Source organism: Bradyrhizobium sp. Leaf396, assembly GCF_001424605.1.
Lineage (GTDB): Bacteria > Pseudomonadota > Alphaproteobacteria > Rhizobiales > Xanthobacteraceae > Bradyrhizobium > Bradyrhizobium japonicum_C.
In genome coordinates this window covers 34,479-54,237 of the sequence record NZ_LMQJ01000011.1, presented here as the reverse complement: position 1 = coordinate 54,237, position 19,759 = coordinate 34,479, and the positions used below count along the sequence as shown (strand labels likewise).

The window sequence follows — 19,759 nt, the reverse complement described above, 5'->3', positions numbered from 1 at the left end:
GCGTCACTTTGCTTGATGAGCTTGCGGCTGCCCTTTCGACCACCAGGTCTCCGGCAAGTAGCCGGACAGCGAAGTGGCCTTCGGCCGTTCTATCCGATTCCAGCGCGCGATCCATTGCTCCGATACGTTAAACAGGGGGATTGTGTAGAAGCCCGCGATCAGGGCGCGGTCGAGCGCGCGCACCGCCGAGACGAAGTCCGTATGTTCACGGGCCTCGAGCAGGGCGGCGATCATGGCATCGACGGCGGGATCTCTGGCGCCCATGTAGTTGCGGGTCCCTGGGTTGTCTGCGGCGGCGCTACCCCAGTAGAAATATTGCTCGTTGCCCGGCGAGAGCGACTGGTCCCAGCGGTTCTGGATCATATCGAACTCATAGGCGAGCCGGCGCTGGTCGAACTGCACGGGATCGACCGAGCGCACGGTCGGCTCGATGCCGGCACGCCTGAGGTCGCGCTGGAACGCGAGTGCGATGCGCTCCTGGTCACGGGTCGTGACCATGATCTCGAAGGTGAAGGGAGCCTTGGTTGCACGGTTGCGCAGCACGGTGCCCTCGAGATCGTAGCCGGCCTCTGACAGCAGCTTCAGCGCGGCCCGCAGAGTCGTACGGTCCCGGCCCGAACCGTCGGTGGCCGGCAGGCGGTAGCTGCCATCCAGGATGTCGGGCGGGATCTGTGCGGCGAAGGGCTTCAGCAGCTCACGCTCGCGCGCGTCCGCAGGACGCCCATAGGCCGACAGGTTCGAGCCGGCGAAATAGCCCGCGACGCGCGAATAGAGCCCGAAGAAATAGTTGCGGTTGACCAGCTCGAAATCGAACAGCAGCGTCAGCGCCTGCCGTACGCGGATGTCGGCGAAGATCGGGCGGCGGGTATTGAAGACCAGGAATTCGGACGGTTGCGGCACGCCGGGCTTGATGGTGTCGCGGATCACCTCGCCGGTTCTCGCCGCAGGAAAGTCGTAGCCATCGTGCCAACGTAGCGGCTCGTGCTCGATGCGGAAATCGTAGAGGCCGCGCTTGAATGCTTCGAACTGGCCGTTGGCCTCGCGAAAATAATCGAGCCTGATCTCGTCGAAATTGTAGAGCCCGCGATTGATGGCGAGATCGCGGCCCCAATAGTCGGGATTGCGCGTGAGCGTCACGCTGGCGCCCGGCTTCACCGCAGTGACCCGATAGGGGCCGGAGCCGACCGGGGCCGCCAGCGTCGTCTCCTCGAAGGTCGCGACGTCTATCGCGTGCTTCGGCAGGATCGGCATCAGGCCAAGGATCAGCGGTAGCTCGCGGTCATTGGCACCTGCGAGGTCGAAGCGGACGGTGAGGGGGCCGAGGGCCTCGGCCTTGGCAACTTTGGCGTAGTACTGCCGGTGGTTCGGGCGGCCGTGGTCGCGCAGCAGTTGCCAGGAGAACAGCACGTCCTCGGCGAGGACCGGCTTGCCGTCGGAGAAGCGGGCGCGCGGATCGAGGCGGAACGTGACGAACGTCCGGTCGTCGTCGGTCTCGACCGACCTGGCGAGCAGGCCGTAGAGCGTGAAAGGCTCATCCTGCCCGCGGGCCAGCAAGCTCTCGACCACGTAGTTGCGGACGGGCTGCACCGCCAATCCCTTCACGATGAAGGGATTGAGGCTGTCGAAGGTACCGAGTAGGCCCCAGGTCAGGCGACCGCCCTTGGGGGCGTCGGGATTGGCATAGGGCATGTGGGTGAAATCGGCAGCCATGGCCGGCTTGCCGTGCATGGCGATAGCGTGGGACTGCTCCGCCCGGGCGCCGCCGGCCGACAGCCCGAGGGCGAGGGCCAGAACCAGGGCCTGGGCGAGACGGCAAAGGCCGGGTCGGGGGCCCTCGACGAGGCGCTGGAACATGAACATCGGCACACGCTGATTCGAGGACCGGCGGGCCTGAATCCTATCACAGGGAATTTCCCGCAGCGCAGCTGTGGATGTTGCCAAAGACGCCTGTTGGCATTGATCTTTTCGTCGGCCACGTTAAGAAGGCAGCCAATCGCGCAAGAGCGTCGAGCCCGTCACTTATCCGCCTCAATTGACGGGGAGAGAGCCGCGCCCAAGGCGGCCAGGTTCGGCGCTTCGGAGCGGTTCGGGCACTTCCCGTTCAGAAAGGGTTTTCCGCAATGAATTTCCGTAACTTGGCCGCGTCCGTCCGGCCGCGCGGGCGACTTCTCGTCCTGTTGACGGCGACGGCGTTGGTCGTCCCGTTTGCCGCTGAGGCCCAGACTCCCGCACCGGCTCCCGGCGCGCCCAAGGCGACTCCGGCTCCGAAGGCTGCTCCCAAGGCCGCTCCCAAGGCTCCGGCGCCCGCAGCGTCTCCGCAGGCTCAGCCGGCTCCCGGCCAGGGCGGCCAGCAGCAGGGCGCCGCCCAGCCGGCGGATCAGCAGATTCAGCTGATCTACGCCCCCTGGACCAAGTTCTGCCTGAAGGGTCAGGACGCCAACGCCAAGCAGGTCTGCTTTACCGGCAAGGACGGCCGCATCGAGTCGGGCCAGCCGGTCATCGCGGCCGTGATCATCGAGCCGGAAGGCGAGCCCAAGAAGATCCTTCGTGTCACGCTGCCGCTCGGCATGCAGCTCGTGCACGGCACCCGCATCATCGTGGACAGCAATGCGCCGCTGCAGCAGCCCTACGTGATCTGCTTCCAGAACGGCTGCATGTCGGACTACGAGGCGACGCCCGAGCTCATCAACAGCATGAAGAAGGGCCAGAATCTCGTTGTCCAGGCAATCAATGCCAATGGCGCCCCGCTGACCCTGCCGCTGCCGCTCGCGGGCGAATTCCAGAAGGCCTATGACGGTCCGCCGACCGATCCGAAGGTGTTCGAGGAAACCCAGAAGAAGCTCCAGGAAGAGCTTCAGAAGAAGGCCGAGGAGCAGCGCAAGAAGCTCGAGCAGCAGGGTGGGGCGCCCGGCGCAGCTCCGACCGGTCAGAAGTAATCGGCAGATCTGAATATGAAAAAGGCGCTCGCTCGAGCGCCTTTTTTGCTGGCCGCCTGTCGTCGAGGAATCAGTTCAGCGACGGATTGCGCGGGCGATAGCCGCCGGCCTTGTCCTTGACGAAAATCTCGGCGACCTGGGAATGCCTGACCGGCTCGCCGGAATCGTCCGGCAAGAGGTTCTGCTCCGAAACATAGGCGACGTATTCGGACTCAGCGTTCTCCGCGAGCAGGTGATAGAACGGCTGGTCCTTGTGGGGCCGCACCTCTTCGGGGATCGATAGCCACCATTCCTCGGTGTTGTTGAATTCCGGATCGATGTCGAAGATCACCCCCCGGAACGAGAAGATCCGGTGGCGAACGACCTGTCCGATCTGGAATTTGGCGGTCCGCGCTTTAATCATTCCCCGTCGATAGACCAGGATTGTGGCCGATGCTAGTGGCCTTATCCGGAATTAACCTTCGCCTCAGGGGCAGATAGCCCGCAAATTCTCAGAAAATACTTCAATAATGGCCGACATCCTCAATCTAGCTCTACCTTATTTTGGATTGATCTTCGTCGGGTTTGCCTGCGGCAAGGTCAAGGCCCTGCCGGAATCGGGGCTGGCCTGGATGAACTTCTTCCTGCTCTACGTGTCGCTCCCGGCGCTGCTGTTCGCGATCATGTCGAAGACGCCGTTCGCCGAGCTGAACAACCCGCCGTTCCTGGTCGCGACTACGCTGTCGACGGTGGCAGCCTTCACGCTGGCGCTGGTGGTCGGCAAGGTGTTTGGCCGGCTGACCTTGCGCGAGGCAACCCTCGCAGGTCTCTGCGGCGGCTACGGCAATATCGGCTACATGGGTCCCGGGCTCGCGCTCGCCGTGCTCGGGACCAAGGCTTCGGCGCCGACAGCGCTGATATTCTGCTGCGACAGCATCTTCCTGTTCACGATCGTGCCGCTGCTGATCGAACTCTCCGACCGCGACCATCCCTCGCTCGTCCATGCCTTCGGAGTCGTGCTGAAGCAGATCGTGCTCAATCCGCTGATCATGTCGGCCTGCTTCGGCGCCGCGGTGGCGGCGCTGCATATCGAGATGCCCGTAGCGCTCGATCGCACGATTACCTTCCTGCAGAACGCAGCTGCCCCAACTGCGCTGTTCGTGCTCGGCGTGACGGTGGCGTTGCGCCCCTTTGACCGGGTGCCGTGGGAAGTGCCGGGCGTGATCGCCGTCAAGCTGCTGTTCCATCCGCTTGCTGCATTCGGCTTGATGCTCGCGTTCGGGCCCTTCGCGCAGCCGTGGGCGGCCACCGCCGTACTGATGGCCTCGCTGCCACCGGCGCTGAATGTTTTCGTGATTGCCCGACAGAACGATGCCTGGATCGAATCCGCTTCGGTCGCAGTGCTGCTTGGAACCTTCGCGTCGGTGGTCACGCTGATCAGCGTGATGTGGATAATCCAGAGCGGGCGGCTGACGTTTCCCTGAGTGGCGACCGGCGACAGGATGTTCACCTCTTCCCCGCGGGGAGAGGTGAAGCGAGGCTCGCGCGGGGATCGAACGCAGCTAGCGCCGCCACGTCGGTGTCAGGCCCTCGCGCATGGCAAAACGGCGGAGCGGGCCGACAGCGCCGAGCAGGTGCATGCCGACGGCGCGGACCGGCTGGAGCGGCAGGAAGTCGTTGAGCAGGGAGCGGTTCGCGATGTCGATCGCAAAGGTGCGGCTCAAAATGTCCGGCCGTCGCGCCCGGTCATAGCGTCTGAGCACTTCGTCCGCGCCGGGATCCTGGCCCGCGGCGATCGCGTCGCTCGCGAGCCTGGCAATGTCGGCAGCATCGCGAAGGCCGAGATTGAGGCCCTGTGCCCCGATCGGCGGGACAACATGGGCGGCTTCGCCGACCAGCGCAATGCGATCGCGGCCGAAGGATTTTGGGCGTTCGATCGCCAGCGGGAACAGGTTGCGCCCGGGTTCGACCGTCATGCGGCCGAGAATCGAATGCGACTGCTTCTCGATCGCGGCTGACAGTTCCTCATCGCTCAGGGCGCGCAGACGCTCGGCGTCCGCAGAGGTCGAGACCCACACGATACTGCAGCGGTCGCCCGGCAGCGGCACGAACACGCAAGGCCCGTGCGGCGTATGGAACTCGGTCGACACGTTGCGATGCGGCCGGGCATGGCTGACGTTGAAGGTCAGCGCGGTCTGGTTCAGATCGCGCCGCGTCACCTCGATGCCGGCTGCTTCGCGGCACAGCGAGTGCCGGCCGTCGGCGCCGACCACGAGCCGGGCCGAAAGAAATTGTCCGCAAGCCGTGCGCACCGAGACATCGTCGGATTCGATGACGACGCTTTCAGCCTCGTCGTCGAAGCGGACGAGGTTCGGCAACTCGACGGCGCGCTCTTCCAGCGCCAGCATCAGCGAGCGGTTGTCGATATTGTAGCCGAACGCATCGAGGCCGATCTCGTGACAGGAGAACCGGACCTCCGGCGCGCGAAACAGCCGGCCGGTGTCGTCGACGAGACGCATCACCTCCAGCGCTGCAGCCTTGTCCTTGCAGCGTGGCCAGACGTCGAGGCCTTCCAGGAGATCGATGGAGGCGCCCAACAGCGCGGTGGTGCGATTGTCCGCATAGGGCGCACGCCGCGCCACCAGCGCCGTCCGCGCGCCCGCCTGCGCCAGTGCGATGGCCGCTGCGAGCCCCGCCGGTCCGCCGCCGATCACGGCTGCGTCATGGAGTGTCGATGCGTCTGTCATGAACGACAAATGACACGCCCTGCGGCAAATTCAAGCCTGCTGATTCTACCTGCTTCCATCGTTAATCGTGCGACGGAGCGCCGCAATGGCGGATGTGCAAACCGGTCCCATTCTGATAGCAGAAGCCATGGACACCCAGCAGGATTCACTCAAGCCAAGACCGGCGATCCGCGCCGCAGCCTTCTCGGTGCACATCTTCACCGCGTTCGGCGCGGCGCTCGCGCTGCTTGCCATGCTGGAGGCCGTGCGCGAGCACTGGGCGGCGATGTTTCAGTGGCTTGGCCTCGCCCTGGTCATCGACGCGATCGACGGACCGATCGCTCGCCGGCTCGACGTCAAGAACGTGCAGCCGAACTGGTCGGGCGACGTGCTCGATCTCGTGGTCGACTTCCTCACCTATGTCTTCGTGCCGGCCTATGCGATCGTGGCCAGCGGCATGCTGCTGCCGGTGGCCGCTCCCTTGCTCGGCATCGCCATCATCGTCACCAGCGCATTGTATTTCGCCGATCTGCGCATGAAGGCCGACGACAATCATTTCCGCGGCTTCCCTGCGCTGTGGAATGCGGCCGCGTTCTACCTGTTCCTGCTGCACTGGCCGCCTTTGTGGTCGACGCTGCTGGTGGCCGCGCTCGTCGTGCTGACCTTCGTGCCGTTCCACGTGCTGCATCCGGTCCGCGTCGTGCGTCTGCGCTGGCTGACGATGTCGCTGATGGCGATCTGGGCCGTGCTCGGCCTCTACGTGCTGGCGATGGATTTTCGCGTCGGTAGCGGCGTGACCATCGTGCTCTGCGCCATCGCGCTCTGGATCAGCTTCAGCGACACCTTGATACGCCTGGGGAGATCGTTCGCATGATGGAGCTTCTTGCCAGCCCCGAAGCGTGGGCCGCGCTGCTCACCTTGACGGCGCTCGAGATCGTGCTCGGCATCGACAACGTCATCTTCATATCGGTGCTCGTCTCGCGCCTTCCCGAGGCGCAGGCTCACCGCGCCCGCCAGATCGGGCTTGCGCTGGCGCTGGTCTTCCGCCTCATCCTGCTCAGTCTTCTGGTCTGGCTGATCGGCCTGACCGAGCCGGTGCTCTCGATGAAGGGCTACGCCTTTTCCTGGCGCGACCTCATCCTGATCGGGGGCGGCCTCTTCCTGATCGCCAAGGCCACGCATGAGATTCACGGCGAGGTCGAATCCGATCACGGCCGGAGCGAGAAGAAATCCACAGGCAGCGCCTTCTTCTGGGTGATCTTCCAGATCATCGTCGTCGACCTCGTATTTTCTCTGGATTCGATCATCACCGCGATCGGCATGGCGGAGGACATCCGAATCATGATCACGGCGGTCGTGATCGCCTGCGCGGTCATGTACGTTTCGGCGGGGCCGGTGTCGCGCTTCGTCGCGGAGCATCCGACCACGAAGATGCTGGCATTGGCATTCCTGGTGCTGATCGGCGTCGCGCTGGTCGCCGACGGATTCCAGTTCCACATTCCGCGGGGCTACATCTACTTCGCGATCGCGTTCTCGGCGGCGGTCGAGCTCTTCAACGTGCTGGCCAGACGCAACCGCACGAAAGCCGGGAACTAGTCGTGTTTGGCCCGCCTCGATCGGCCTCGAGTTGACAAGGCGGGCGCGATGGCTTTCGCTTGCCCGCGAAAAGAGGAGGTCGACTGATGACCAAAGCCGTCCGTGTGCACAAGGTCGGAGGCCCCGAAGCCCTGGTCTATGAGAGCGTCGACGTGCCGGCGCCCGGGCCGGGCGAGATGCGCATCCGACAGCATGCGGTCGGGCTCAACTTCATCGACGTCTATTACCGCACCGGCCTTTACAAGGCACCGGGGCTTCCCTTCATCGCGGGTAACGAGGCCTCGGGCGATGTTGTCGCGGTGGGGCCCGGCGTCACGAATTTTCATCCCGGTGATCGCGTCGCCTATTACCACAATCTCGGCGCCTATACCGGCGAGCGCAACATTCCCTGGGAGAAGCTGGTCAAGCTGCCGGACCACATCACCTACGAGCAAGGCGCCGTGTTGATGCTGAAGGGGCTGACGGTCTGGTATCTCCTGCACAAGACCTTCAAGGTCGAGCCGCATCATCGCGTGCTGATCCATGCCGCCGCCGGCGGCATCGGCCTCTTGGCCTGCCAATGGGCGAGGGCGCTCGGTGCGCACGTCATCGGCACGGTCGGCTCGCGCGAGAAGGCCGAGCTTGCGGAGGCCAACGGCTGCGATCACGTCATCCTCTACAACGAGGAGGATTTCGTCGCCCGCGTGAAGCAGATCAGCCGCAACGAGGGCTGCGACGTGGTCTATGACGGCGTCGGCAAGGCGACATTCCCGGGCTCGCTGTCCTGCCTGAAGCCGCGCGGCATGTTCGTCTCCTTCGGCAATGCCTCCGGGCCCGTGCCGCCGTTCTCGATCGCCGAGCTGAACAATCACGGCTCGCTGTTCGCGACGCGGCCGAAGCTCAACGACTATGTCGGCACGCGCAAGGAACTGCTGGAAGGCGCCGACACGCTGTTCGCGGCCGTCATCAACGGCAAGCTGCACGTGCCGATCAACCATGCCTACGCGCTGAAGGATGCGGCGAAGGCGCATATCGATCTCGAGAGCCGCAAGACCACGGGCGCGTCGATCTTGAAGCCGTAGCTTCTCGTCATTGCGAGCGAAGCGAGGCAATCCAGGACTGTCGCCGCGGAGCCAGTCCGGATTGCTTCGTCGCTTCGCTTCTCGCAATGACAAGGATGGACCTACGCCACGCGCCGTGCCGCGCCGGCCTTGGTCAAGATCCCGTCGAGACAATCGACCATCTCGGCGATCTGCGCCTTCGTGACGTTCAGCGCCGGCATGAAGCGCAGCGTGTCGACTTGCGGCGCGTTCAGGAGCACGCCGGCCTCGAACGCCTGCGCGACGATGCCGGGCGCGATTGGCAGCTTGAGGTCGAGCGCGAGCAGGAGGCCGCGCCCCCGCACGCCGCCGAGGCCGTGCCGGGCCGAGACTTTCTGCAACTCGCTTTCGAGCAAGAGGCCGGTCTCGGCGACAGCCTTCAGGAAGTCTGGCTTGCTGACCTCCTGAAGCACCGCCAGGCCCGCCGCGCACATGATCGGATTGCCGTTGAAGGTGCCGCCCTGGTCGCCGTGCTCGAAGCAGGAGGCGCGTTCGGTCGCGAGCAGGGCGGCGAGCGGCACGCCGCCGCCGATTCCCTTGCCGAGCGTCATGATGTCCGGCGCGATGCCCGTGTGCTCGTAATGGAAGAGTTTTCCGGTCCGGCCCATGCCGGTCTGGATCTCATCGAAAATGAGCAGCATGCCGTGCGCCTGCGTCAGCGCGCGCAGCTCCTGCAGGAACTGATCGCTCGCCGGCCATACGCCGGATTCACCCTGGATCGGCTCAAGCATGACGGCGACGGTGTTGTCGTTGATCAGCGCTTCGACCGAAGCGATGTCGTTGAGCTTCGCCTTCTTGAAGCCGGCGACCTTCGGCTCGAACAGCGGCTCGAACGCCTTCTTGCCCGAAGCCGACATCGTTGCCAGCGTCCTTCCATGGAAGCCGCCTTCGAAGCTGATGATCTCGAAGGCGCCGCCTTTGTGCACGCTGCCATATTTCCGCGCGAGCTTGATCGCGCCTTCATTGGCTTCCCCGCCGGAATTGGCAAAGAACACCTGGTCGAACGCACTGTTCTCGACGAGCGCCTGCGCCAGCTTCAGGCCCGGTTCGTTGTAGAAGGCCGGGCTCGGTGTCAGCAGCCGCCTGGCCTGCGCGCCAAGTGCCTCAGCGACCGCGGGCGGGGAGTGGCCGAGACAGTTCACGGCCCAGCCCTGCACGAAATCGAGATAGCGCTTGCGGCTGTCGTCCCAGAGGTAGGAGCCGGCGCCGCGGACGAATACGGCCTTGGGCCGTGCGGTGATGTCCATCAACGCATCATACGGATGGGTGGCGGTGGTCATGTCGAACTCCTCTGGGGCGGGTGGAAAAGGGACGCAAAAGCAAGAAGGCCGCACTTTGCGGGTGCGGCCTTCTCGAAAACTGGCTGAGCTCTAATGCTTCAGCGGCGTCGTCGGACATGGCGCAACCCATCATCGTCGCGGGTGCGACGACGGAAAGCTGCGCGGCGGTGGGTCCGAGAATTGATCATGGGGCGCGTCCCTACAGCTGAACGTGAGGGCTTGTCAAGCGGAGGTTTCTCGGGATACCCGCCGGTCCGTGGGTCGATCATGTCGGACGCGCGGCTTCCTCGGCATCCTCTTCGCCCCAATCGGCGTCTGCAATCGCGGTGTCGATGAGCTCGCCGCGCATCAGCTTGAGCGGTGAATTCCAGTACAGTGCGATGTTGTGGAACGGGTCGGTCAGCACCTTGAACACCCAGACGAGGCCGGTCGTGACGTCGCGCGTGACGAAGAGCTGGAGCATGCGCGCAAGTCCGCCGCCGATGCCGATCGCAAGCCAGAGCGTGCCGACATGCCGGATGAAGTCGAGGCGAGTGGCCGGCGCATCGAACAGGCCGAACAGCGTCGGATACAGGTAGAGCGCGATCGGCGCGCTGCCCCACACCAGCAGCAGCACGATCTTGCGGGTCTGGTTGTAGCCGACCTTGATCGCTTCCTTGTAGTCGTTGCTGACGTCGTTGACGGCGTCATAGCCGTTCGGCTCAAAGAAGAAGTGGCCGGTCTGCCGCGTCAGCATCGCGAGCCAGCCGACGATGCCGGCGAGCGCCGGGTCCTTGAACAGAAGGGCGTAGCTGGCGAGGAAGATGACGGCGCTGATCAGGTGCAGCGTCTGGTTGACCGTGCTCTGGTGGTAGAAGCGATAGTCGTCGAAGCGCTGCGTGCGCAGCATGTCCGGAAGGCGGCTCATCCTTGTTCCTCGCTCGCGTTGAAAGCGCGGGCAGAGTTAGGACGAGTCCGTGACCCCTGCGTGAATGCACTATAATGTCACATTCTGGCGCGGCCGGTTCGGGTGCGTCTCAGCCGATACGCCGGATTGCCCTGCTGCGCTCGCAATGACGGGTGGCTCAGAATCCGGCAACGCTGCCGTGCAGGTCGTATGCATCGGCGCGCTCGATCTTGGCGGTGACGATCTCACCGACACGCAGCGGACGGCGGCTCGTGAGATAGACTGCGCCGTCGATCTCCGGCGCATCGGCCTTGGAGCGGCCCTTGGCCACGGTCGGGCCGACCTCGTCGATGATGATCTGCTGCCGGGTGCCGACCTTGCGCTTGAGACGTCGGGCGGAGATTTTCTGCTGGCGCGCCATCAGCGCGTCGTAGCGTGCCTGCTTGATCTCTTCCGGCACGGGATTCTCGATCGCGTTCGCGGTCGCGCCGGCGACCGGCTCGTACTTGAAGCAGCCGAGACGATCGATCTCGGCTTCATCCAGCCAGTCGAGCAGATATTCGAAATCGGCATCGGTCTCGCCGGGGAAGCCGACGATGAAGGTCGAGCGCAGCGCGAGATCCGGACATTCCTCGCGCCAGCGCTTGATGCGCGCCAGCGTCTTGTCCTGCGCCGCCGGGCGCTTCATTGCCTTGAGGACGTTGGGGCTCGCATGCTGGAACGGGATGTCGAGATAGGGCAGCACCTTGCCCTCGTTCATCAGTGCGATGACCTCGTCGACATGCGGGTAGGGGTAGACGTATTGCAGCCGGACCCAGGCTCCGAACTCGCCGAGCTCGCGCGCGAGGTCGAGGAATTTGGCGCGGACTTGGCGCTCCTTCCACGGGCTCTCGGCGTATTTCAGATCGATGCCATACGCCGAGGTGTCCTGCGAGATGACGAGCAGCTCCTTGACGCCGGCGCCGACCAGTCGCTCGGCCTCGCGCAGCACATCGTTGGCGGGGCGAGAGACCAAGTCGCCGCGCAGCTTCGGGATGATGCAGAAGGTGCAGCGGTTGTTGCAGCCCTCGGAAATCTTCAAGTACGCGTAGTGCCGCGGCGTCAGCTTGATGCCCTGTGGCGGCACCAGATCGAGATGCGGATTGTGCGTTGGCGGCAGCGCGCGATGCACGGCGTCAAGCACGCTCTCATATTGCTGCGGACCGGTGATGGAGAGCACGCCGGGATAGGCCTGCTCGATCGCTTCCGGTTCCGCGCCCATGCAGCCGGTCACGATCACCTTGCCATTCTCGGCCATGGCCTCGCCGATGGCCGAAAGCGATTCCTGCTTGGCGCTGTCGAGGAAGCCGCAGGTGTTGACGATGACGATGTCGGCCCCGTCATGCTTGCGGGCGAGCTCGTAACCCTCCGCGCGCAGGCGCGTGATGATGCGCTCGGAATCCACCAATGCCTTGGGACAGCCGAGCGAATGGAAAGAGATGCGCGGCGCACCTTTAAAAGTTTCGCTCAAAGCGAGTATCCTGAATTTTGCAGAGATTTCGATCCAAGTAACTGTTGTGATAGCGAAATTCAATCCCTTTCGAATGTGCCGTCTGTGATAAAGTAATGCACGCTCTCGGCGAGTGGAATCCACCAGTGCCTAGGGAGCGGGATGCTTGCGGGTAATCGATGAACCCAGCTCTGTACGAGGGTTATTTGGCGCGGCTGGCCGAGGGACGACGGAAGGACGCGGCGGTGATGCTCGACGCGTTTCTCCGATCGTTCAATTCTTCCGCGGAACGGGAGCAATGGACCCGCACGTACTTGAACACCCATACCTATGGCGCGAGAGTTCGGCATGAGATCTACGCCGAACTCATATTCCCGGTTTTGCTGGCCGGGAGTAAACGAAATGATGCTTGGAGCCTCTACTGGCTGGCTGGAACCTGCCAGAATTTATACAGCGCACATAGGCTGTATGCGCTGATAAAGTTCAAAGGAAAGACTGATCTGCTCAAGGAGGCATATGCGATAGACCGTACCTCAACCGAGGTGCGTCAAGCGTTGCTGAAAAGTCTGTTGGATGATTTCGCTTACGCCAGTCATGAGTGGCCGGCCGGTATATTGTGGAGCATGAACGGGGCTACACTGGAGCAGTGCAACGAATTCATGTCCGAGGTGACCTTAGCGCGAGAGTTGGACCGTGAAAGTACCTATGCGTCGTCGATCGACGAGTTCGAGAGCAAGGTCAAGCAGTACAAAAAGCGACTGATGTCTAATTTGGGGACGAGCTACAATTTTGAGCCCCACTAATTGCGACCGGTATGAGGTGCGACCGGCAACGCTCGGTCGAGCATGTGAGTTTCTGCTTGGCATCCGAAAGCGGACGTCTCGCCTTGATGAGCGCACGAACCGCTGGACGAGCTGATAGTTCAAATGACAGCCGCCTCCGGGCGGCTTTTTCTTTGGGCAGCGCGGCCCGGATTTCTATACATTCGTTGTCTCAGGGACACCCGAGCGACACGAAGCTGACCTTGGGCGCAGCCGTCTGATCCATATCTGAACTGCCTGATTGACGGGCCTCAGCTAGTCCCAATTGCCCGCAATTACAACCCTTTGCAGGGCGATCCGGCGTGCTATGGATGGATCAGCTGCCGCCGAGTGAGCCATGAGCGCCGAACAGTCGCCCAAAATCGTGATCGTCGACGAAAGCCCGATCCGGGCTGCGATCCTGGAGGAGGGGTTGCGGGAGGCCGGATTCACGCAGGTCGTCCACATCAGCGAAATGCAGAGCCTGCTTGCCCGTATTTATGCGGTCGATCCCGACATCATCCTGATCGATCTGGAGAACCCCAGCCGCGACGTGCTCGAGGCGATGTTCCAGGTCAGCCGTGCCGTGAAGCGGCCGATCGCCATGTTCGTCGATCAGAGCGATTCAGCCTCGATCCAGGCCTCGGTCGAGGCGGGGGTGTCCGCCTATATCGTCGACGGGCTGAAGAAGGAGCGTATCAAGCCGATCCTCGACCTCTGCGTGTCCCGCTTCAACGCTTTCGCCAAGCTCCAGGAGGAGCTGGAGCGAACCAAGTCGCAGCTCGAGGACCGCAAGGTCATTGAACGTGCCAAGGGCATCCTGATGAAGGTGAAGGGCCTGACCGAAGAAGAGGCCTATGTGCTGCTGCGCTCCACAGCGATGCGCGAGAAGAAGAAAATCGGCGAGATCGCGCAGTCGATCATCACCGCGTCGGAGATGCTGAAATGACCGCCACCCTCCGCATCGGGTTCATTCCGCTGGTCGATGCCGCCGCCCTGATCGTCGCGGTCGACAAGGGGTTTGCCGCCGCCGAAGGGCTCGACGTCGAGCTGGTGCGCGAAGTCTCCTGGTCGAACGTCCGCGACAAGCTCAATATCGGCCTGTTTGACGCCGCACATCTCCTGGCACCCGTGGCGATCGCGTCTTCGCTCGGGCTCGGCCACGTCAAGGTGCCGATCGCGGCGCCATTCAACCTCGGTATCAACGGCAATGCCATCACTTTGTCGCCGGCGCTCCATGCCGCGCTGATGGAGCAGATCGACGGCGATCGTTTCGACCCGATGGTGACCGCGAAGGCGCTGGCGAAGGTGGTCGCCATCAGGCGCAAGGCAGGGGCCGAGCCTCTGACCTTCGGCATGACCTTCCCGTTCTCGACCCACAATTATCAGTTGCGGTTCTGGATGGCAGCGGCCGGCGTCGATCCCGACGAGGATGTGCGCCTCGTGGTGCTGCCGCCGCCCTACATGGTCGACAGCCTCAAGAACGGCCATGTCGATGCGTTCTGCGTCGGCGCGCCCTGGAATTCGATCGCGGTCGATCTCGGCATCGGCCACATCCTGCATTTCGTCTCCGACATCCTGGTCCGTGCTGCGGAGAAAGTGCTGGCCGTTCGCCAAGCCTGGGCGGACAAGAATCCGGACGTGGTCGCAGCGCTGGTGCGCGCGGCGGTGAAAGCGGCCGAGTTCATCGAGCATCCCGAGAACCGGACCGAGGCGGCGCAAATCCTGGCTCAGCCGGAGCGGATCGGGGTCGACGCCGAGGTCATCCAGCGCACCCTCACCGGACGCCTCAAGATCTCGCCCGACGGCACTTTCCGTGAGAGCGGCCGCTATCTCCTCGTTGGGCGCGAAGGGGCAGGGCGCCCCGAGCCGGTCCAGGCCGCCTGGCTCTATGCTCAGATGGTGCGCTGGGGACAGACGGCGCTGACCCCCGATGGTGTCAAGACGGCCATGGCGGTGTTCAGGCCGGACCTCTACGATGCAGCCCTTGGCAGCAGGGCGCCCACCGAGGCTCCCGCGGCCTTCGGCGCCTTCGCCGGCCCCGTCTTCGATCCCGCCAACATCCGGGGGCACCTTGAAGCCTTCGCGGTTGGGCGCTGGAAGGCCTGATTCGCCGCTGCTTCGTTTTTGAGCGCATCGGTCCCCTTGGCTAATGTTTGGGCTGGCTGCTCGAATTTCGGGAGAGCTGCCCGGCGGGGTGCCCCGGCACTCTGCCTCAACCGTCTGACATCACTGATGTTTCAGTCTCGACCAAGCTGGCACGCAACTTGAATGTTGCACTGCGGCCAGCTTGTCATAGGTGCCTGCTGAGCCAAGTCCCGCAGCAACGAAGCTGATCGGACCGTGGGTGACGAAGCCGGCGCTGAGCCGGCCCAAGCTCCCCCGCGGGTCGCGCCAACCTCGGAGCCACTCTGGTGGCCGCAGGAGCTTCGTTAGCAACCATGAAAATCGAAACGCTCTCAGTCGACTTTACCGACGAGCAGAAGCGCTATCTCGAAGGCTTCACGACGGGCCTGCAGATCAGCCGCGTCGGTCGCGCTCTGGGCGGCGGCGCCGTCAAGGCGAGCGCCGAGCCGACCGGGCCCGATGCCGTGCACATCAAGGCGCAGGACAGGGTGATTGCGTCGGGCAAGAAGCTTGCCGACCAGGAGAAGTTCAAGCGCGAGGAGCATCCTTTCGACGCCTATCCGCGGTTGCGCCAGCAGGCGCTCGACAACGCGGCGCCGAGCCCGGCCGACAATTTCCGCTGGCGCTATTACGGCATCTTCTATGTCGCGCCGACGCAGGATTCCTACATGAGCCGCCTGCGCATTCCGAACGGCATCATGAAGCACTGGCAGCTGTCCGGCCTTGCCGACCTCGCCGACGAGCTATGCGGCCCCTACTGCCACGTCACGACGCGCGCCAATCTTCAGCTTCGCGAGATCCCGCCGAAGCACGCGATCAAATTCCTCGAAGGCATTCAGGAACTCGGCCTGTGCTCGCGCGGCTCCGGCGCCGACAACATCCGCAACGTCACGGGAACGGCGACCGCCGGCATCGATCCACAGGAGCTGCTCGACACGCGGCCCTATGCGCGCGAGTGGCACTACCACATCCTCAACGACCGTTCGCTCTACGGCCTGCCGCGCAAGTTCAACGTTGCCTTCGACGGCGCCGGCAGGATTGCGGTGCTCGAGGAGACCAACGACATCGCGTTCACGGCTTATGAGGTGAAGGACGGCTTCGGCGTCGAGCCCGGCGTCTGGTTCCGCCTCGGCCTCGGCGGCATTACCGGGCACAAGGATTTCGCCAAATATTCCGGCATCATCGTCAGGCCGGAGCAGGCAACCGCCGTTGCAGACGCCATCGTGCGCGTGTTCATCGACCACGGCGACCGCACCAACCGCAACAAGGCGCGGCTGAAATATGTGCTCGATGCGATGGGGCATGACGGCTTCGTCAAGCTCGTCGAGGAGCGGCTGAAGACGCCGTTCACGCGCGTGCCGGAGGAGGCGTTCGCACCACGCCCCGCGGCGGACCGCATGGCGCATGTCGGCGTGCACAGGCAGAAGCAGGAGGGCCTCAACTGGATCGGGGTGTCGCTGCCGCTCGGCAAGCTCACCTCCGATCAGATGCGAAGCCTCGCCAAGCTCGCGCAGGATCTCGGTGACGGCGAGATCCGGCTGACGGTCTGGCAGAACCTGCTCATCTCGGGAGTGCGCGACGAGAACGTCGAGCTTGCGGTTGCGGCGATCAAGCAGATCGGGCTCGCGGTCGAGGCCTCGCACATCCGCGCCGGCCTGATCGCCTGCACCGGTAATGCCGGTTGCCGCTTCGCCGCGGCGAACACCAAGCGTCATTCCGCCGAGATCGGCGACTGGTGCGAAACGCGCGTGGCGATGGATAAGCCGGTCAACATCCACGTCACCGGTTGTCACCATTCCTGCGCGCAGCATTACATCAGCGACATCGGCCTGATCGGCGCGCGCGTGCCGGTCAGTGAGGAAGACACCGTCGAGGGCTATCACCTCTTTACCGGTGGCGGGTTCGGGCCCGACGCCGACATCGGGCAGGAGGTCTACCGCGACCTCAAGGCCGAGGATGCGCCAAAGACGGTCGAACGACTGCTGAAAGCCTACATGGCGCATCGTTCGTCGCCCGATGAAACCTTCCTCCATTTCGCGCGACGCCATGACGGTGAAACGCTGCGCAAGCTGGCCGATGCACAGGTGTCCGCATGAACCAGATCACCCCTCCGCCGAAGCTCGACCTCATTCCCCCAAGCGCACCGTTCTCCGACGCGCAGCGCTCCTGGCTGAACGGCTTTTTCGCCGGCCTGCTGTCGCCTGAGGTCGCCGCGCCGCTGTCAACGGAGCAGGGCGCCGCCGTCATGCAAGGCGCGGCCGGCGACGGCGATGACGGTGAAGCGCCGTGGCACGACCAGACCATGCCGATCGCCGAGCGGATGAAGCTCGCCGAGGGCCGTCCCGTGCGCCGCAAGATGATGGCGGCGATGGCGCAGCAGGATTGCGGCCAATGCGGCTACAATTGCCACGACTATTCGGAAGCGATTGCGAGCCGCAGCGAAGCGCGGCTCAACCTCTGTGTCCCAGGCGGCAAGGAAACCGCGCGGATGCTGAAGTCGCTGTTCGAGGAGCTCGACAAGACGCCTGCGGCGAAGCCGGCCGACAAGCCGGATGCGGCGGCACCAGCCGTGACCGTGACCATCGCCGAACCCGGCCGCTCACGCGACAATCCTGTCGCGGCGACCTTCCTGTCGCGCCGCCTGCTCAACAAGGGCAAATCGGAGAAGGAGACATATCACGTCGAGTTCGATCTCTCCGAGAGCAAGCTCGACTACGTGGTCGGCGACAGTTTCGGCGTGTTCGCGCGCAACGATGTCGGCCTCGTCGACCAGATCATCGCGCTGCTCGGCGCCTCCCACACCACCAAAGTCAACGGCAAGACGCTGCGCGAGGTGCTGATCGACGACGTCTCTCTGTCGCCGGCGCCTGACACGCTGTTCGAACTGATTTCCTTCATCACCGGCGGCGCCGCGCGCGAGAAGGCACGTGCGCTGGCGCAGGGCGAGGATCCCGATGGCGATGCGGCCACGCTCGACGTCATGGCCGCGCTGCAGAAGTTTTCCGGCACGCGGCCGCATGCCGAGGCTTTCGTCGAGGCGCTGGAGCCGCTCCAGCCGCGGCTCTACTCGATCTCGTCCTCGCACAATGCGTCGCCGGGAAAGCTGTCACTGACGGTGGACTCCGTGCGCTACATCGTCGGCAAGCGCAAGCGCCTCGGCGTCGCCTCGACCTTCCTCGGCGAACGCATCAAGGAGGGCGATAAGCTGAAGGTCTATGTGCAGAAGGCGCATGGCTTCGGCCTCCCGCAGGATCCCAAGACGCCGATCATCATGATCGGCCCCGGCACAGGCATCGCGCCGTTCCGGGCCTTCCTGCTCGACCGCAAGGCGACCGGTGCGCCCGGCAAGAACTGGCTGTTCTTCGGCCACCAGCGCAGCGATTGCGATTTCTTCTACCAGGAGGAGCTCAACGCGATGAAGACCTCGGGTCTACTGACGCGCCTGTCGCTGGCCTGGTCGCGCGACGGCGAGAAGAAATTCTACGTGCAGGACCGCATGCGCGAGGTCGGGCGCGAGCTTTGGACGTGGCTCGCCGAAGGCGCGCATCTCTACATCTGCGGCGACGCCAAGCGCATGGCCAAGGACGTGGAGCGTGCGCTGGTCGACATCGTCGCCCAGTTCGGCGCGCGTTCGACGGATGAGGCCGTCAGCTTCGTCGCCGAGCTCAAGAAGTCCGGTCGCTTCCAGGCCGACGTGTACTAGTCTGCTCTCACACCGGCGTTGTACGGGCCGGTTCCGGCTGGCTCGGATTTTAACGAATGAGATTCTCGGAACCTGCCGGTCGGGAGAATATGCGTCTGCGATCAGGCTTCTTAGAAGAAGCTCATCGCTATTTCTCTCGGCATCTTGCCTCGTCCCCTGGCTGATCCTTCATACCCGCAAATGGGGCGTTGGAGACCGGCCATGCGCGAATTATCGGCGGAAGCCAGACTGCATTTCTACGCGCGTTCGCTCTCGCGGCGAACCCGGGGGACGCTGCATCATGTCGCGATGTACAGCGCCTTCGCCGTCATCGCGGCGATCGTGTTCGGGACGCTTTCGGTGCATCCGTTTTAATGTGTCGTTCCGGGGCGGCGAAACTCACGCCCCGCGCCTGAACGGCGCGACCTCGATTCCCGCAGCCTTCAACGCCTGGCGCACGCCGCGGGCGATGTCCACGGCGCCGGGCGTATCGCCGTGGATGCAGACCGTGTCCGTGCGCATCTTGATGACCTTGCCCGTGACCGACACGACCGCGCCGTCCTGCACCATCCGCACCACGCGGTCAGCGATCGCCTTGGCGTCGTGCAGGACCGCACCGGGCTTCTTGCGCGAGACCAGATTGCCGTCGTCCTCATAGGCGCGGTCGGCGAACACCTCGTGCACCATCGGCAGGTTGGCATCTTCGCCCGCCTTCACCAGCTTGGAATTGGCAAGCACCACGAAGATCAGGCCGGGATCGACCGCCTTGATGCCGGCGGCGATCGCCTTCGCGGTCATGTCGTCCTCGCAGGCGACGTTGGAGAGCGCGCCATGCGCCTTTACATGGGTCACCTTGTGGCCGGCCGCTGTCGCGATCGCCTGCAGCGCGCCGATCTGGTAGGCGACGAGGTTCTCGATTTCGGAGGCCTTGAGCCCTGCGATCGGATGGCGGCCGAAGCCATGCAGGTCGCGATATCCGGGATGCGCGCCGACCGACACGCCGCGCGCCTTCGCGAGCTCGACCGTCCGCCGCATGATGTCGGGATCGCCGGCATGGAAGCCGCAGGCGACGTTGACCGAGCTTGCGAGCTCGATCATGGCGGCGTCGTTGCCCATCTCCCACGCTCCAAAACCCTCGCCGAGATCGCAATTAAGGTCGACTGTCTTCATCGGTGCTCT

The 19,759-nt window shown here is 64.0% G+C and carries 18 protein-coding genes; 11 read left to right on the top strand and 7 right to left on the bottom strand.

The features are described from left to right. Nucleotides 1-3 precede the first annotated feature (3 nt). Complete coding sequence (locus tag ASG57_RS12725; protein WP_057196439.1) at nt 4-1,860, bottom strand: extracellular solute-binding protein; 1,857 nt, start codon at nt 1,858-1,860, stop codon at nt 4-6. 260 nt (nt 1,861-2,120) lie between these two features. Here ASG57_RS12725 and ASG57_RS12720 point away from each other — a divergent pair, with 260 nt between their 5' ends. Further along, entirely contained in the window at nt 2,121-2,936 is an 816-nt protein-coding gene (locus ASG57_RS12720) for an invasion associated locus B family protein (RefSeq protein WP_024341906.1), read from the top strand. Nucleotides 2,937-3,006: 70 nt separating this feature from the next. Here the strand turns inward: ASG57_RS12720 and hspQ are convergent, their stop codons facing one another. Next, entirely contained in the window at nt 3,007-3,339 is a 333-nt protein-coding gene (hspQ, locus tag ASG57_RS12715; RefSeq protein WP_024341905.1) for a heat shock protein HspQ, read from the bottom strand. 106 nt (nt 3,340-3,445) lie between these two features. On the opposite strand from hspQ, the gene ASG57_RS12710 reads away from it, so the two are divergent. Beyond that, nucleotides 3,446-4,399 carry an AEC family transporter gene (locus ASG57_RS12710; protein ID WP_024341904.1) on the top strand — a complete coding sequence of 318 codons (954 nt, stop codon included), beginning with the start codon at nt 3,446-3,448 and terminating at the stop codon, nt 4,397-4,399. Between the two features lie 78 nt (nt 4,400-4,477). Here the strand turns inward: ASG57_RS12710 and ASG57_RS12705 are convergent, their stop codons facing one another. Next, a complete protein-coding gene (locus ASG57_RS12705) occupies nt 4,478-5,662 on the bottom strand; it encodes a UbiH/UbiF family hydroxylase (RefSeq protein WP_057196476.1) in 1,185 nt (394 codons plus the stop codon). An 85-nt stretch (nt 5,663-5,747) separates the two neighbouring features. Between ASG57_RS12705 and pcsA the strand changes: the two genes are divergently transcribed. The 3 genes from pcsA to ASG57_RS12690 all read left to right on the top strand — a co-directional run bounded on the left by pcsA (nt 5,748) and on the right by ASG57_RS12690 (nt 8,298). Continuing rightward, a complete protein-coding gene (gene pcsA, locus ASG57_RS12700; RefSeq protein WP_024341902.1) occupies nt 5,748-6,515 on the top strand; it encodes a phosphatidylcholine synthase in 768 nt (255 codons plus the stop codon). After that, nucleotides 6,512-7,237, top strand: a complete 726-nt coding sequence (locus ASG57_RS12695) for a TerC family protein (protein ID WP_024341901.1) — start codon at nt 6,512-6,514, stop codon at nt 7,235-7,237. The genes pcsA and ASG57_RS12695 overlap by 4 nt, the downstream gene beginning before the upstream one ends. An 86-nt stretch (nt 7,238-7,323) precedes the next feature. Then, nucleotides 7,324-8,298, top strand: a complete 975-nt coding sequence (locus ASG57_RS12690) for a quinone oxidoreductase family protein (RefSeq protein WP_057196438.1) — start codon at nt 7,324-7,326, stop codon at nt 8,296-8,298. A 101-nt stretch (nt 8,299-8,399) separates the two neighbouring features. Here ASG57_RS12690 and ASG57_RS12685 read toward each other — a convergent pair whose 3' ends face one another. The 3 genes from ASG57_RS12685 to rimO form a co-directional block, all read right to left on the bottom strand. Then, nucleotides 8,400-9,596: an acetylornithine transaminase gene (locus ASG57_RS12685; RefSeq protein ID WP_057196437.1), complete on the bottom strand. Its 1,197-nt coding sequence runs from the start codon at nt 9,594-9,596 to the stop codon at nt 8,400-8,402. 265 nt (nt 9,597-9,861) lie between these two features. Further along, entirely contained in the window at nt 9,862-10,503 is a 642-nt protein-coding gene (locus tag ASG57_RS12680; RefSeq protein WP_024341898.1) for a DUF962 domain-containing protein, read from the bottom strand. Between the two features lie 157 nt (nt 10,504-10,660). Next, nucleotides 10,661-11,992 carry a 30S ribosomal protein S12 methylthiotransferase RimO gene (rimO, locus tag ASG57_RS12675; protein WP_024341897.1) on the bottom strand — a complete coding sequence of 444 codons (1,332 nt, stop codon included), beginning with the start codon at nt 11,990-11,992 and terminating at the stop codon, nt 10,661-10,663. Between the two features lie 158 nt (nt 11,993-12,150). On the opposite strand from rimO, the gene ASG57_RS12670 reads away from it, so the two are divergent. The 6 genes from ASG57_RS12670 (at nt 12,151) to ASG57_RS38665 (ending at nt 18,955) form a co-directional block, all read left to right on the top strand. After that, nucleotides 12,151-12,774 (top strand): hypothetical protein, encoded by a 624-nt coding sequence (locus ASG57_RS12670; RefSeq protein WP_057196436.1) that lies wholly within the window; start codon nt 12,151-12,153, stop codon nt 12,772-12,774. Between the two features lie 355 nt (nt 12,775-13,129). Next, a complete protein-coding gene (locus tag ASG57_RS12665; RefSeq protein WP_024341895.1) occupies nt 13,130-13,720 on the top strand; it encodes an ANTAR domain-containing response regulator in 591 nt (196 codons plus the stop codon). Then, nucleotides 13,717-14,880, top strand: a complete 1,164-nt coding sequence (locus ASG57_RS12660; protein WP_057196435.1) for a CmpA/NrtA family ABC transporter substrate-binding protein — start codon at nt 13,717-13,719, stop codon at nt 14,878-14,880. The genes ASG57_RS12665 and ASG57_RS12660 overlap by 4 nt, the downstream gene beginning before the upstream one ends. Nucleotides 14,881-15,212: 332 nt before the next feature. Next, nucleotides 15,213-16,994 (top strand): NirA family protein, encoded by a 1,782-nt coding sequence (locus tag ASG57_RS12655; RefSeq protein ID WP_024341893.1) that lies wholly within the window; start codon nt 15,213-15,215, stop codon nt 16,992-16,994. Further along, nucleotides 16,991-18,601, top strand: coding sequence for a sulfite reductase subunit alpha (locus ASG57_RS12650; RefSeq protein WP_024341892.1), 1,611 nt, complete (start codon nt 16,991-16,993; stop codon nt 18,599-18,601). The genes ASG57_RS12655 and ASG57_RS12650 overlap by 4 nt, the downstream gene beginning before the upstream one ends. Before the next feature lie 201 nt (nt 18,602-18,802). Beyond that, complete coding sequence (locus ASG57_RS38665; RefSeq protein ID WP_035697868.1) at nt 18,803-18,955, top strand: hypothetical protein; 153 nt, start codon at nt 18,803-18,805, stop codon at nt 18,953-18,955. Nucleotides 18,956-18,979: 24 nt separating this feature from the next. Here the strand turns inward: ASG57_RS38665 and ASG57_RS12645 are convergent, their stop codons facing one another. Next, nucleotides 18,980-19,750 carry a LamB/YcsF family protein gene (locus tag ASG57_RS12645; protein ID WP_024341891.1) on the bottom strand — a complete coding sequence of 257 codons (771 nt, stop codon included), beginning with the start codon at nt 19,748-19,750 and terminating at the stop codon, nt 18,980-18,982. Nucleotides 19,751-19,759: the final 9 nt, after the last annotated feature.

Coding starts and splice junctions, on each gene's coding strand:
- ASG57_RS12725 (WP_057196439.1), bottom strand. CDS start 1,860: ATGTTCATGTTCCAGCGCCTCGTCGAGGGCCCCCGACCCGGCCTTTGC.
- ASG57_RS12720 (WP_024341906.1), top strand. CDS start 2,121: ATGAATTTCCGTAACTTGGCCGCGTCCGTCCGGCCGCGCGGGCGACTT.
- hspQ (WP_024341905.1), bottom strand. CDS start 3,339: ATGATTAAAGCGCGGACCGCCAAATTCCAGATCGGACAGGTCGTTCGC.
- ASG57_RS12710 (WP_024341904.1), top strand. CDS start 3,446: ATGGCCGACATCCTCAATCTAGCTCTACCTTATTTTGGATTGATCTTC.
- ASG57_RS12705 (WP_057196476.1), bottom strand. CDS start 5,662: ATGACAGACGCATCGACACTCCATGACGCAGCCGTGATCGGCGGCGGA.
- pcsA (WP_024341902.1), top strand. CDS start 5,748: ATGGCGGATGTGCAAACCGGTCCCATTCTGATAGCAGAAGCCATGGAC.
- ASG57_RS12695 (WP_024341901.1), top strand. CDS start 6,512: ATGATGGAGCTTCTTGCCAGCCCCGAAGCGTGGGCCGCGCTGCTCACC.
- ASG57_RS12690 (WP_057196438.1), top strand. CDS start 7,324: ATGACCAAAGCCGTCCGTGTGCACAAGGTCGGAGGCCCCGAAGCCCTG.
- ASG57_RS12685 (WP_057196437.1), bottom strand. CDS start 9,596: ATGACCACCGCCACCCATCCGTATGATGCGTTGATGGACATCACCGCA.
- ASG57_RS12680 (WP_024341898.1), bottom strand. CDS start 10,503: ATGAGCCGCCTTCCGGACATGCTGCGCACGCAGCGCTTCGACGACTAT.
- ASG57_RS12670 (WP_057196436.1), top strand. CDS start 12,151: ATGAACCCAGCTCTGTACGAGGGTTATTTGGCGCGGCTGGCCGAGGGA.
- ASG57_RS12665 (WP_024341895.1), top strand. CDS start 13,130: ATGAGCGCCGAACAGTCGCCCAAAATCGTGATCGTCGACGAAAGCCCG.
- ASG57_RS12660 (WP_057196435.1), top strand. CDS start 13,717: ATGACCGCCACCCTCCGCATCGGGTTCATTCCGCTGGTCGATGCCGCC.
- ASG57_RS12655 (WP_024341893.1), top strand. CDS start 15,213: ATGAAAATCGAAACGCTCTCAGTCGACTTTACCGACGAGCAGAAGCGC.
- ASG57_RS12650 (WP_024341892.1), top strand. CDS start 16,991: ATGAACCAGATCACCCCTCCGCCGAAGCTCGACCTCATTCCCCCAAGC.
- ASG57_RS38665 (WP_035697868.1), top strand. CDS start 18,803: ATGCGCGAATTATCGGCGGAAGCCAGACTGCATTTCTACGCGCGTTCG.
- ASG57_RS12645 (WP_024341891.1), bottom strand. CDS start 19,750: ATGAAGACAGTCGACCTTAATTGCGATCTCGGCGAGGGTTTTGGAGCG.